Raw genomic sequence first — 13391 nt, 5'->3', positions numbered from 1 at the left:
GCCGGGCGGTCAGCGGCGCACCGCGTCCAGCGCCAGCAGCGCCACGTGCAGCGACAGGCAGGACTCCACCTGATCCAGGTCGACCCCCAGGATCCGTTCGACCTTGTGCAGCCGGTCGTAGAACGACGGCCTGGACAGGTGCGCCGCGTCGGCGGCCGCCGACTTGTTGCGGCCCTGTTCCAGGTAGATCCGCAGCATCCGGACCAGCTGCCCGCCGTGCTCCGCGTCGTACGCGAGCAGCGGCCCGAGCTCGCGCTCGACGTACGTCTGCAGCCGCTCGTCGTCGCGCAGCAGGTGCAGCAGGCCGCGCAGCCGCACGTCCGGCAGCCGGTAGTACGCGGCGGCCCGCCCGCCCGGCGCGTCGTGCATGGCGGCGTCGGCGACCTGGGTCGCCTCCAGCAGGGTCCGCCGGGCGTCGCGGACCGAGCCGACCGAGGAACCCACCGCTATCACCGGCTGGGGCGCCGACACGGCCGGATCGCGGGCCGCCTCGGCAAGCAGCTTGCGCAGCGCGGCGGCGAAGGCCTCCAGCGCGGCGTGCTCGTCGGCCTGCGAGCCGAGCGCGATCAGCAGGCCCACCCCCTCGTCGTCGAACGCCCCGACCAGGGCGGACAGCCGCGCGGTGCGGATCGCGGTGGCGGCGAGCTCGGTGAAGTCGCGCAGCCGGGCCTGCGCCTCCAGCGCCGCCGGGATCGGGCCCTGCCGCCGCCGCAGCACCACCCCGACCAGCCGCCGGCTCTCCAGTGGCACGCCCAGCGCCTGGGCCCGCAGGGTCACCTCGGAGACGGTCAGCGCATGGGTGAGGATCCCCGACAGCAGGGTGCGGTGGGTCTGCCGTTCCAGCGACTCGCGGTCGCGCACCACCAGCCGGTTGAGGGCCAGGGTGGCCGCACCGCGCTCCAGCATCATGGTGTGCCGGTGCGGGACGCCCTCGGGCAGCGGGCCGGGCTCGTCGACCAGCACCAGCCGGCCCCAGTCCTGGCCGCGGGCGCCGACCGTGGTGACCAGCCAGCCGCTGCGCGGGTCGTGGCCGGTGCGGCCGGGCGGCCGGACCCCCCGCGAGCGGCGCTCCCACCCCTCCAGCAGCTCGGCCTCCGGCCGGCCCGCCGGATCGTGCGCCAGCACCTGGTGGGCCAGGTTCTCCAGCACCACCGGAGCCCCGGCCAGCTGCGCCACCTGCCGGACCACCTCCGCGGGCTCGGCGCCCTCGGTGGCCAGCTCGTTGAAGATCTGGTGCACCGCCTCCGAGGTGCGCAGCTGCTCCAGCTGGGCATTGACAACCAGCGCGTGCACGGCCTCGGTGACGGCGACGAAGCGCAGTTCGCGGCGGAGCACGATCAGCGGCAGCCCGCGCTGTTCGGCGGCGTGCACCAGGGCGCGCGGCAGCGAGTCGAAGTAGCGCCGCCCGAACTCGATGACCAAGCCGGCGACCCCGACCTCGGCCAGCTCGCGGACGTACCGGGCCAGGCCCTCGCGGTCCTCCGGCAGCGCGATGCCGGTGGAGAGCACCAGCTCGCCGCCCTGCAGCACGCCGGCCACGTCGGGCAGTTCGCTGACGTGCACCCAGCGGACCGGGCGCTCCAGGTGCTCGGCGCCGGCCACCACCTGGGGCAGGCCGCGCCGCATCACGTCCAGGTCGAGCACCCGGGCGACGGTGGGGAGCATCGCGGTCCTCCTGCGCTGCGGTGGTCTGGTCTGGGCTGGGCTGGCTTCGGTGCTGCCGGTGACCGGCGCCGCCGCCGATCACAGTGTCAGGTAAATCATCCATCTCCCCGACGGCTTGTCACCCCGATCCAGCCTTGCACCCTGTAAGGCGCTCGGCGCCCGCCCTGTCGCAGTGACCCTTGTCACCCGGTCGCCGGAACGGGCATCGTCAGCGGGTCGGCAGTGGCGCACTGCGGCCCACACCGCCGGAATCCGTCGCGTAACCAGATGGCAACAGCGGAATCCCTTGTGGCCACCGACCGCGCCTGTCAGGATCGCGCAATCCCGGCGATCAGACCTCGCGGGCCGACCGTTGCTGCTACCGCGACTCGACCAGCCGCGCCCCGCGCAGTACCGGATGCGACCCGCGGTCGCGTGCAGCATGACGGCAGCGGCACCCCCACGCCGCTGCCGTCGAACTCACCGGGCACCTGGAGGAACTGATGGACCTGACCGACTTCAGCGCGGGCGCGCAGTACATCGCGGGCCGGCTGACCGAAGGCACCGGCGGCGACCCCTTCCAGGTCGTCAACCCGGCCGACGGCAGCGTCGTACAGCAGGTCACGCTCGCCTCCACCGCCGACGTCGACACCGCCGTCGCGGCCGCGAAGGCCGCCCTCCCCGGGTGGTCGGGCGCCACCCCGGGCGCCCGCAGCGAGGCACTGCTGAAGCTGGCGGCGATCCTCGCCGACCGGGCCGAGGACTTCGCCCGGGTGGAGACCGCGCAGACCGGCAAGCCGATCAAGCTGTCCACCGAGTTCGACGTCCCCGGCACGGTCGACAACACCGCCTTCTTCGCCGGCGCCGCCCGCAACCTGGAGGGCAAGGCGGCCGGCGAGTACTCCGGCGACCACACCTCGTACGTGCGCCGGGAGGCGATCGGCGTGGTCGGCTCCATCTCCCCGTGGAACTACCCGCTGCAGATGGCCGCCTGGAAGATCCTGCCGGCCGTCGCGGCCGGCAACACCATCGTCCTCAAGCCCGCCGAGCTGACCCCGCTGACCTCGCTGATGTTCGCCCGGGCCTGTACCGAGGCGGGCATCCCCGACGGCGTGGTCAACGTGGTCACCGGCGCCGGCCGCCCGGCCGGCGAGCACCTGATCTCGCACCCGGACGTCGCGATGGTCTCCTTCACCGGCTCCACCCCGGTCGGCAAGCGGGTCGCCGAACTGGCCACCGCCACCGTCAAGCGCACCCACCTCGAACTCGGCGGCAAGGCGCCGTTCGTGGTCTTCGACGATGCGGACCTGGAGGCCGCCGTGCACGGCGCGGTCGCCGCCTCGCTGATCAACAGCGGCCAGGACTGCACCGCCGCCACCCGCGCCTACGTGCAGCGCCCGCTGTACGACGCCTTCGTCGCCGGGGTGGCCGAGCTGTTCGCCGCCGTCCGGCTCGGCGACCCGCTGAACCCGCGGACCGACCTCGGCCCGCTGGTCTCCTTCACCCACCGGGACCGGGTGGCCGGCTTCGTCGAGCGTGCCCGGGCGTACGGCGCCACCGTGGTGACCGGCGGCCGGGCCCCGGAGACCGGCCACGACGGCACCGACCTGACCCGCGGCGCCTACTACCTGCCGACCCTGATCACCGGCGTCGCCCAGGACAGCGAGGTGGTGCAGGGCGAGATCTTCGGCCCGGTGCTGACCGTGCTGCCCTTCGACGGCGACGACGAGGGCCTGCGGCTGGCCAACGACACACCGTACGGCCTGGCGGCCTCCGCCTGGACCACCAACGTGCACCGCTCGCTGCGCGCCACCCGGGAGATCGCCGCCGGGTGCGTGTGGGTCAACGACCACATCCCGATCATCAGCGAGATGCCCCACGGCGGCTACAAGTCCTCCGGCTACGGCAAGGACATGTCGCAGTACTCGCTCGACGAGTACACGCAGGTCAAGCACGTCATGTTCGACACCACGGCGGTCGCCCGCAAGGACTGGCACCGCACGATCTTCGGAGACAGATAACCCCTGTCGTCTCCCGTCCTCTTCCCCCAGGAGGGTGTCCCCGCATGGAACTCAACGAGATCACCGGCAGTCTGCCGGAGCCGGTCCGCAAGGCCTGGGAACGCAGTCTGACCAGCGGCCGGGCCGCGCTGAGCCGTCGCGCCCTGCTGCAGGCCGGCGCGGTCGCGGCCGGTGCCGGCACTCTCGCGGCCTGCGGCATCCCGCCGGCCAGGAGTTCCGCCACCGGTGACGCGGTCGCCGCCCCGGACCACTCCGACGAGGAGAAGGTGGTGAACTTCTCCAACTGGCCGCTCTACATCGACGTGGACGCCCAGGACGAGCAGAAGCACGCCACCCTCGACGAGTTCGAGGCGGCCACCGGCATCAAGGTCCGCTACACCGAGGACGTCAACGACAACGTCGAGTTCTTCGGCAAGGTCAAGCCGCAGCTGGCGTCCGGTCAGGACACCGGCCGCGACCTGATGGTGCTCACCGACTGGATGGCCGCCCGGCTGATCCGGCTCGGCTGGGTGCAGAAGCTCGACCCCGCCAACCTCACCAACGCCGTCACCAACATCGAGGACCGCCTGCGGACCCCGGACTGGGACCCCAACCGGCAGTACTCCTACCCCTGGGCCGGCATCCAGGTGGTGGTCGCCTACAACAAGAAGGCCACCGGCGGGAAGCCGGTCACCAGCGTCACCCAGCTGCTCGACGACCCCGAGCTCAAGGGCCGGGTCACCTTCCTGTCGGAGATGCGCGACACGGTCGGGATGGTGCTGCTGGAGATGGGCAAGGACCCGGCGAAGTTCACCGCCGACGACTACGACGCGGCCATCCACCGGCTGCAGAAGGCCGTCGACAGCAAGCAGATCCGCAAGTTCACCGGCAACGACTACGGCCAGGAGCTGTCCTCCGGCGACATCGCGGCCTGCGTCGCCTGGGGCGGCGACCTGATCCAGCTGCGCGCCGACAACCCCGACATCGAGTTCGTCATCCCGGACCACGGCTACGTCGCCTCGACCGACAACATGCTGGTACCGGCCAAGGCCCAGCACAAGAAGAACGCCGAACTGCTGATCGACTTCTACTACCGGCCGAAGGTCGCGGCCGAACTGACCGCCGGGATCGGCTACGTGTCCCCGGTCACCGGTGTCCAGGCCGAGCTCGCCGCGCTCGACCCGGACACGGCGGCCAACCCGCTGGTCATCCCCACCCCGGAGATGGCCGCCAAGGTGCACGCCTTCCGCAGCCTCACCGAGGCCGAGGAGACCGACTTCGAGGAGAAGTTCTCCAAGTTGATCGGCGCCTGACCCCCCGACCGGCCATCCGGCACCAGTACGGCATCTGACAGAGGGACACCATGACGGAGCAGCTGCGCGACACCGCGGCCGCCGGCGGAGACGTTCGCCTCACCGGCATCAGCAAGACCTACGGCGCCTCCACCGCCGTCCACCCGCTCGACCTCACCGTGCCGCAGGGCTCGTTCTTCGCCCTGCTCGGCGCCTCCGGCTGCGGCAAGACCACCACCCTGCGCATGATCGCCGGCCTGGAGGAGCCCAGCAGCGGCACCGTCCTGATCGGCGGCCAGGACGTCACCGCACTGCCGCCGTACCGGCGCCCGGTGAACACCGTCTTCCAGAGCTACGCGCTCTTCCCGCACCTCGACATCTTCGAGAACGTCGCCTTCGGCCTGCGCCGCCGCGGGAAGAAGGACGTCCGCAAGCAGGTCGAGGAGATGCTGGAGCTGGTCGAGCTCGGTGCGATGGCCCGGCGCAAGCCGCACCAGCTCTCCGGCGGCCAGCAGCAGCGCGTCGCGGTCGCCCGCGCGCTGATCAACCACCCCCAGGTGCTGCTGCTCGACGAGCCGCTCGGCGCCCTCGACCTCAAGCTGCGCCGCCAGATGCAGCTGGAGCTCAAGCGGATCCAGACCGAGGTCGGCATCACCTTCGTCCACGTCACCCACGACCAGGAGGAGGCCATGACCATGGCCGACACCATCGCGGTGATGAACGGCGGCCGGATCGAGCAGCTCGGCGCCCCCGCCGACCTGTACGAGAACCCGGCCACCACCTTCGTGGCCAACTTCCTCGGCCAGTCCAACCTGATCCCCGCCGAGGTCACCGGCCGCTCGGGCGACGACCTCCAGCTCAGCGCCTCCGGGGTGCGCCTCGCGCTGCCGAAGGCCCGCTGTGCCACCGAGGCGACCAGGGTCCACCTCGGGGTGCGCCCCGAGAAGATCACCATCGCGCACGCCGGCACCGAGGTGGCCGAGGGCCGCAACCGGGTGGCCGGCACGGTGGTCGACTCCAGCTTCATCGGCGTCTCCACCCAGTACGTGGTGCGCGCCGAGACCGGCCAGGAACTCGCCGTCTTCGAGCAGAACATGGACCGCGACGTCCGGATAGCCGCCGGCGCGCCGGTCGTCCTGCACTGGAACCCGGCCCACTCCTTCGGCATGGATGCCACCCAGGCGATCGACGCCGGCACCGGGGAGGAGGCCGCGTGACCACCACCACCGAGGCCGCACCCCCCGAGGTCGTCCCCCTCACGGCGCCCGCGAAGCGCCCCCGCCGCAAGCTCACCCCGTACTGGCTGCTGCTGCCGGGCATCGCCTGGCTGGTGGTCTTCTTCGCGGTGCCGATGATCTACCAGGGCTCCACCTCCCTGCAGACCGGCTCGCTCGAAGAGGGCTTCAAGGTCACCTGGCACTTCGCCACCTACTGGGACGCCCTGGTCGAGTACAAGTGGCACTTCGTCCGCTCGTTCTCGTACGCGGCCGCCGCGACCGTGCTCTGCCTGGCGATCGGCTACCCGCTCGCGTACACGATCGCCTTCAAGGCGAGCAAGCGCTGGCGCAACGTCATCCTGATCCTGGTGATCGCGCCGTTCTTCACCAGCTTCCTGATCCGCACGCTGGCCTGGAAGACCATCCTGTCGGACGGCGGGCCGGTGGTGGGCGCGCTCAACACGCTGCACCTGCTGGACATCAGCGACGCGCTCGGCCTGACCTCCGGGCATCGGGTGCTGGCCACCCCGCTCGCGGTGGTCTGCGGCCTGACCTACAACTTCCTGCCGTTCATGATCCTTCCGCTGTACACCTCGCTGGAGCGGATCGACCCGCGCCTGCACGAGGCGGCCGGTGACCTGTACGCCCGCCCGTTCACCACCTTCCGCAAGGTCACCTTCCCGATCTCGCTGCCCGGTGTGGTGGCCGGCACCCTGCTGACCTTCATCCCCGCCTCCGGCGACTACATCAACGCCCAGCTGCTCGGCTCGCCGAGCGAGCAGATGGTCGGCAACGGCATCCAGAAGCAGTTCCTGAACGTGCTCGACTACCCGACAGCGGCAGCGCTGAGCTTCATCCTGATGGCCCTGATCCTGGGGATGGTGACGGTCTACATGAAGAAGGCCGGAACGGAGGACCTGGTCTGATGACCCGACTGATCGGATGGGTCCGCCGGAACCTCGTGGTCCTGGCCGGCATCATCGCCCTCGCCTACCTGGTCCTGCCCAACCTGGTGGTACTCGCCTTCTCGTTCAACAAGCCCGCGGGCAAGTTCAACTACGAGTGGCAGCAGTTCTCCACCGACGCCTGGACCGACCCCTGCGGCGTCGCCGACATGTGCGGCTCGCTCACCCTCAGCCTGAAGATCGCCGCCCTGGCCACCCTCGGCGCCACCGTGCTCGGCACCATGGTCGCCTTCGCACTCGCCCGCTACCGCTTCAGCGGCCGGGCCGCCACCACCGCGCTGATCTTCCTGCCGATGGCCATGCCCGAGGTGGTGATGGCCGCCTCGCTCGGCACCCTCTTCCTCAACATGCGCATCCCGTTCGGCTTCACCACCATCCTGATCGCGCACATCATGTTCTGCCTCAGCTTCGTGGTGACCGCCGTCAAGGCCCGCGTGATGAGCATGGACCCCCGGCTCGAACAGGCCGCGCAGGACCTCTACGCCACCCCGGTGCAGACCTTCCTGCGGATCACCCTGCCGCTCGCCGCCCCCGGCATCGCCGCCGGCGCGCTGCTCAGCTTCGCGCTCTCGTTCGACGACTTCATCATCACCCAGTTCAACTCGGGACCGACCACGGTCACCTTCCCGATGTTCGTCTGGGGCGCCTCCCAGCGCGGCATCCCGGTCCAGGTCAATGTGATCGGTACCGCGATGTTCCTCGCCGCGGTGGTACTCACCGTCGTCGGCCAGACGATCGGTAACCGGCGAAAGGCGCGCGCCTGACACCACGACCCGTCAGGTCCGCGCACCACCTATCGACGACCAGAAAGTAGCTGATAGAGCATGGACTCCGCCCGTGCACTCAGTGACGCCAGGCCCACCCCGTTCTGGCTGGAGGACCCGGGCCGGCCCGAGGCACTGCCCGCGCTGGTCGGCGACGTCAGGTGCGACCTGCTGGTGGTCGGCGGCGGCTACAGCGGCCTGTGGACCGCGCTGATCGCCAAGGAACGCGACCCCTCGCTGGACGTCGTCCTGGTCGAGGGCCACGAGGTCGGCTGGGCGGCCTCCGGACGCAACGGCGGATTCTGCGCGGCCAGCCTCACCCACGGCTTCGGCAACGGCCTCCAGCGCTGGCCGGGTGAGCTGGCCGAGCTGGAACGCCAGGGCGCGGCCAACCTCCAGGCCATGGAGGACAGCCTCAAGCGCTACGGCATCGACTGCGAGTGGGAGCGCACCGGCGAGATCGACGTCGCCACCGAACCCCACCAACTCGCCGAACTCCACGAGGTCGCCGAGGCCGTCGCCGAGTACGGCCTGGACGTCACCGTCCTGGACGCCGACCAACTGCGCCGCGAGGTCGACTCACCGACCTTCCTCGGCGGCATCTGGGACAAGGACGGCGTGGCCATGCTCCACCCGGCCAAACTGGCCTGGGGCCTCAAGGCCGCCTGCCTCGCCCAGGGCGTACGGATCTTCGAGCGCACCCGCGCCACCGGCCTCGCCGAGCACGGCAGCGGCATGGCGGTGAAGACCCCCTACGGCCGGATCCTCGCCCGCAAGGTGGCCCTCGGCACCAACGTCTTCCCCTCCCTGGTCAAGCGGGTGCGCCCGTACATCGCCCCGGTGTACGACTACGCGCTGATGACCGAGCCGCTCACGGACCAGCAGATGGCCGCGATCGGCTGGCAGGGCCGCCAGGGCCTCGGCGACAGCGCCAACCAGTTCCACTACTTCCGGCTCTCCGCCGACAACCGCATCCTGTGGGGCGGCTACGACGCGATCTACAACTTCGGCGGCAAGGTGCGCGCCGAGTACGACCAGCGCCCGGAGACCTTCCGCACCCTCGCCCGGCAGTTCTTCGAGACCTTCCCGCAGCTGGAGGGCGTGCGCTTCACCAACGCCTGGGGCGGCGCGATCGACACCTGCACCCGGTTCTCGGCCTTCTTCGACACCGCCTACCGCGGCCGGGTCGCCTACGCCGCCGGCTTCACCGGCCTCGGCGTCGGCGCCACCCGCTACGGCGCCGAGGTGATGCTCGACCTGCTGGACGGCCGGATGACCGAACGCACCTCCCTGGAGATGGTCCGCAGCAAGCCGCTGCCGTTCCCGCCCGAGCCCGTCCGCTGGGCGGGCATCGAGATCACCAAGTGGTCGCTCGACCGGGCCGACCGCAACGGCGGCCACCGCAACCTCTGGCTGCGCACGCTCGACCGGCTCGGACTCGGCTTCGACAGCTGACCCGGCCACCCGTCCCGCCCCACCGGGGGCGCACCCGACACCGGGTGCGCCCCCGCTCTGCTTCCCCCGCCGGGGCTGCCGGGGTTGCCGGGCCGCTCATCACATCCGCCCGCGGATCCGTGTCCGCCGACCCGTGTAAGAGCCACCCCCGGCCGGGCTCTCCCCGGGGGAAGGCCACGAGCGGAGGACACACCATGACACCCGGCAACCCCCACGACGCCGCACTCCGGTGGCTCGCCACCGCCACCACCGACCCCGACCACAGCCACCGGCACTGGGCCCGGTCCACCGCCGCCACCCTGCTGGTCCCCGCCGGCCGCAGCTGGGACCTGCTCTCCGTCCCCGACACCCTCGGCCGGCCCGCCCTCGACGTCCTGCACCGGCTCGACGACCTGCACCGCAACCCCGGCCGCGGCCCGGCTCTCGCCCACACCGGCCGGACCGGATTCCTCGTCCCCGTCGGCACCGCGTCCCGCTGGTTCGGCACCGGCGTCAAGGTCGCCGGACCCGGGCTCTGGACGGCTCTCCCGCACCCCGCCCGACCACGCCCCGCCCTGCACTGGCTGGTCCCCCCGGACGGCTCCGGCCGCCTCGTCGACCCGGCCCTGCTCGAACTCGCGCTGCACGACGCCGCGGCCCGCTGCCACCGCCCGAGACTGCACGCCGCCGACGACAGCCACCGCCCGGCCGGCCATTCGGCCGGCTGAGGCACTCCGGTACCCGGAAGCACCCGGCCACCCGGACGCGTCCGCCCCGGACACCCGCTGCGCCGCCCTGCCCGGGACGGGAGACTTGGGACATGACGCCGAGCCTGCTCACCGAGGAGAACCTCAGGCTGCTGGAGACCGCGCAGCCGTACTGCCTGCGGCACGCCCTCGCACTGGCCGGCACCGAGGCGCTGCACGCCCACGGCCTGCCCGCCGGCCGCCCGACCGGCCTGGTCCTGATCACCGCGGAGGGACCGCCGCTGTCCGAACTCGCCGTCGGCCTCGCCGAGACCCTCCGGGCCGCCGGACACACCGTCCGCGAGGAGCCCGGCGCCCCACGGCGGATCCAGCTGACCGCAGCGAGCGGCCCGATCGAACTGCGCCGGGAACCGCTGCGCCACCCGCCCCTGCTGCTGGACGCGCCCGTCCCGGTGATCGCCCTGCCCGACGCGGCGGGCCTCGCCGTCCTCGACCTCTGCGACCGCGCCCTGCCCGCCGACCTGCGAGCCGTCCACGCCCTCGCCGACCGCTTCCGCCCGGGCGAGCTGCTCGCCCTGGCCGCCGCCCTGGACGAGGACTTCCAGCCCGCGGTCCTCGCCGACCGCCTCGAAGCCGCCGCCGAGCTGTCCGGGCCGGGCCACCCGCAGACCCAGGTCTGGGCCCAGCTCTGGGCCCAGGACCTGCGCCTGGACCTGATGGAGACCCTCGAACTCCCCGACGGCCTGCACGACCCCTACCTGGAGGAGACCGACCAGGCCGAGACCGACCAGGCCGAGACCGACCCCGCGGCGGACGGCCCGCAGGAACGGGACCCCGACGACCTGTAAGGGTGAATCTCCGTTCCCCGTCACGCTGCTCGTTGAGACGGGCCCCGGCGGTCACCAGACTGGATGCTGAGCGCGGGAGCCCCGTGTTCCCGCCGCCCGGTCCCTCGTCCGGGTGGTGCCGGCACGGTACCGGCGGCGCTGCGCCGTACGGACTTCGGAGGCAGAAGACCTTGAGCAAGCACATCACCCACTGGATCGGCGGCGCCCCCGTCGCCACCGCCGGCTCCGCGCCCCGGCGCGGCGACATCTTCGACCCGGCCACCGGGCAGGTCGCGGGACAGGTCGACTTCGCGGAGATCGCCGAGGTCGACCAGGCCGTGGCCGCCGCGTCGGCGGCCTTCGCCGAGTGGCGCACGGCCTCGGTGGCCAAGCGGACCCAGGTGCTCTTCAACTTCCGCGAGCTGTTCAACGCCCGCAAGGACGAGCTGGCCGCGATCATCGTCGCCGAGCACGGCAAGGTGCACTCGGACGCCCTCGGCGAGCTGGCCCGCGGCCAGGAGGTCGTGGAGTACGCCTGCGGGATCGCCCAGCTCGGCAAGGGCGGCTTCACCGAGCAGGCCTCCACCGGCATCGACGTCTACTCGATCCGCCAGCCGCTCGGCCCGGTGGCGATCATCTCGCCGTTCAACTTCCCGGCCATGGTGCCGATGTGGTTCTTCCCGATCGCCATCGCCACCGGCAACACCGTCGTGCTCAAGCCGTCCGAGAAGGACCCGTCCGCCGCCAACTTCCTGGCCGAGCTGTGGAAGGAGGCCGGCCTGCCGGACGGCGTCTTCAACGTCGTGCACGGCGACAAGGTCGCCGTCGACCGCCTGCTGGAGCACCCGGACGTGAAGTCCGTCAGCTTCGTCGGCTCGACCCCGATCGCCCGCTACGTCTACGAGACCGGCACCCGGTACGGCAAGCGCGTGCAGGCCCTCGGCGGCGCGAAGAACCACATGCTGGTGCTGCCCGACGCCGACCTGGACCTCAGCGCCGACGCCGCGATCAACGCCGGCTTCGGCGCGGCCGGCGAGCGCTGCATGGCGGTCTCCGTCCTGGTCGCGGTCGACCCGATCGGCGACGAGCTGGTCGAGAAGATCAAGTCCCGGATGGCCACCCTGAAGGTCGGCCCCGGCTGCAACGGCGACTCCGAGATGGGCCCGCTGGTCACCGGCCAGCACCGCGACAAGGTCACCTCGTACGTGGAGTCCGGTGTCGCCGACGGCGCCGAGCTGGCGGTCGACGGCCGAAAGCACCCGATCGCTGCCGAGGACGTCAGCGGCGCCCCGACCACCGACGGCTTCTGGCTCGGCCCGACCCTCTTCGACCACGTCAAGCCCGGCATGTCCGTCTACAACGACGAGATCTTCGGCCCGGTGCTCTCGGTCGTCCGGGTCGCCTCCTACGAGGAGGGCGTGGAGCTGATCAACTCCAACCCCTACGGCAACGGCACCGCGATCTTCACCAACGACGGCGGCGCGGCCCGGCGATTCCAGAACGAGATCGAGGTCGGCATGGTCGGCATCAACGTGCCGATCCCGGTCCCGGTGGCCTACTACTCCTTCGGCGGCTGGAAGTCCTCGCTGTTCGGCGACGCCCACGCCTACGGCCCCGACGGCGTGCAGTTCTTCACCCGCGGCAAGGTCGTCACCCAGCGCTGGCTCGACCCGTCGCACGGCGGCATCAACCTGGGCTTCCCCACCAACTCCTGATCAGCCGCTGATCAGCCCCTGATCAGCAGCACCCGAGGGCCGCCCGGCCCGCCGCGCCGTTCCCCCGGCCGCGCGGACGCCGGGCGGCCCTCAGGCGTGTCGGCGGATGTTTGCATCTGCCGCACCGGGGGCGTAGTGTTTCCTAGTCGCTCGGCTGGGAGCACCGGACACGTGTCTACGCGGACGGTCCCGGAGCGGCCGATCCCTTGAAACACCACTTCCCATTCGGCTGGGTGCGCTCATTCGCGCCCGGCGTGAATTGTCGTGCGCGCTTTTATGGATTGCGGCCGGATTCGCTTTTCGGAGCGTGGATCGGCTAAGGTTTGAAACGTCGGACAGGCCGTCAGGTCGGACCGACGGAAGGCGAGTTGGACCAGGAAGCCCCGGAAACGGAGCGGAAAACGTCTGATAAGCTGGAAACACGAAGACCGGCCAGGTCGGGTGAGTGAAACTCCGGAAAACGGAGCGGAAAACATCTGATAGGCTGGGAACACGAAAGAACGAAGCGCCCGGAGGGCCCGCTGGAAGGCGGTCCGAAGGAAGTGTCCGTTCCTTGAGAACTCAACAGCGTGCCAAAAGTCAACGCCAGATATGTTGACATCCCCGGCCGGTCCGTTCGGATCGGTTGGAGATTCCTTTAGTAACAAAACACTAGCGAGGACGCAGTGCGCGGGGCCGCCCTATTCCGGTGGTTGCCGTGCCGCTCAACGCGGGTGGCCGCTCGATTACGAGCAGACATTCACGGAGAGTTTGATCCTGGCTCAGGACGAACGCTGGCGGCGTGCTTAACACATGCAAGTCGAACGGTGAAGCCCTTCGGGGTGGA

Annotated in this window: 10 protein-coding genes and 1 rRNA gene; 10 read left to right on the top strand and 1 reads right to left on the bottom strand. The window is 71.2% G+C overall.

The window, feature by feature from the left end; translation table 11 throughout:
• Positions 1-9 precede the first annotated feature (9 nt).
• The gene (locus AB0D08_RS13540) at positions 10-1665 is read right to left on the bottom strand and encodes a PucR family transcriptional regulator (protein ID WP_359888499.1); all 1656 of its coding nucleotides are present in this window, start codon (positions 1663-1665) and stop codon (positions 10-12) included.
• A 482-nt stretch (positions 1666-2147) separates the two neighbouring features.
• Between AB0D08_RS13540 and AB0D08_RS13535 the strand changes: the two genes are divergently transcribed.
• The 10 genes from AB0D08_RS13535 to AB0D08_RS13490 all read left to right on the top strand — a co-directional run.
• Positions 2148-3665 (top strand): gamma-aminobutyraldehyde dehydrogenase, encoded by a 1518-nt coding sequence (locus AB0D08_RS13535; protein ID WP_033822800.1) that lies wholly within the window; start codon positions 2148-2150, stop codon positions 3663-3665.
• Positions 3666-3709: 44 nt separating this feature from the next.
• A complete protein-coding gene (locus tag AB0D08_RS13530) occupies positions 3710-4957 on the top strand; it encodes a spermidine/putrescine ABC transporter substrate-binding protein (RefSeq protein WP_033822799.1) in 1248 nt (415 codons plus the stop codon).
• A 50-nt stretch (positions 4958-5007) separates the two neighbouring features.
• Positions 5008-6153: an ABC transporter ATP-binding protein gene (locus AB0D08_RS13525; protein WP_359888496.1), complete on the top strand. Its 1146-nt coding sequence runs from the start codon at positions 5008-5010 to the stop codon at positions 6151-6153.
• Positions 6150-7079, top strand: coding sequence for an ABC transporter permease (locus tag AB0D08_RS13520; protein WP_359888493.1), 930 nt, complete (start codon positions 6150-6152; stop codon positions 7077-7079). Before AB0D08_RS13525 ends, AB0D08_RS13520 begins: the two co-directional genes overlap by 4 nt.
• The gene (locus AB0D08_RS13515; RefSeq protein ID WP_199520421.1) at positions 7079-7882 is read left to right on the top strand and encodes an ABC transporter permease; all 804 of its coding nucleotides are present in this window, start codon (positions 7079-7081) and stop codon (positions 7880-7882) included. Before AB0D08_RS13520 ends, AB0D08_RS13515 begins: the two co-directional genes overlap by 1 nt.
• A 60-nt stretch (positions 7883-7942) precedes the next feature.
• Positions 7943-9337 carry an FAD-dependent oxidoreductase gene (locus AB0D08_RS13510; RefSeq protein WP_359888491.1) on the top strand — a complete coding sequence of 465 codons (1395 nt, stop codon included), beginning with the start codon at positions 7943-7945 and terminating at the stop codon, positions 9335-9337.
• A gap of 194 nt (positions 9338-9531) precedes the next feature.
• Entirely contained in the window at positions 9532-10044 is a 513-nt protein-coding gene (locus tag AB0D08_RS13505; protein WP_063794411.1) for a hypothetical protein, read from the top strand.
• 92 nt (positions 10045-10136) lie between these two features.
• The gene (locus AB0D08_RS13500) at positions 10137-10871 is read left to right on the top strand and encodes a hypothetical protein (RefSeq protein WP_359888489.1); all 735 of its coding nucleotides are present in this window, start codon (positions 10137-10139) and stop codon (positions 10869-10871) included.
• Positions 10872-11041: 170 nt separating this feature from the next.
• Positions 11042-12565, top strand: a complete 1524-nt coding sequence (locus tag AB0D08_RS13495) for a CoA-acylating methylmalonate-semialdehyde dehydrogenase (RefSeq protein ID WP_033821879.1) — start codon at positions 11042-11044, stop codon at positions 12563-12565.
• Positions 12566-13303: 738 nt separating this feature from the next.
• Positions 13304-13391, top strand: a 16S ribosomal RNA gene (locus AB0D08_RS13490); the annotation flags it as partial.

Origin of the sequence: Kitasatospora sp. NPDC048540 (genome assembly GCF_040651175.1) — a bacterium.
GTDB lineage: Bacteria > Actinomycetota > Actinomycetes > Streptomycetales > Streptomycetaceae > Kitasatospora.
The sequence above is the reverse complement of the archived record's forward strand: the minus strand, read 5'-3'. Positions and strand labels throughout refer to the sequence as shown.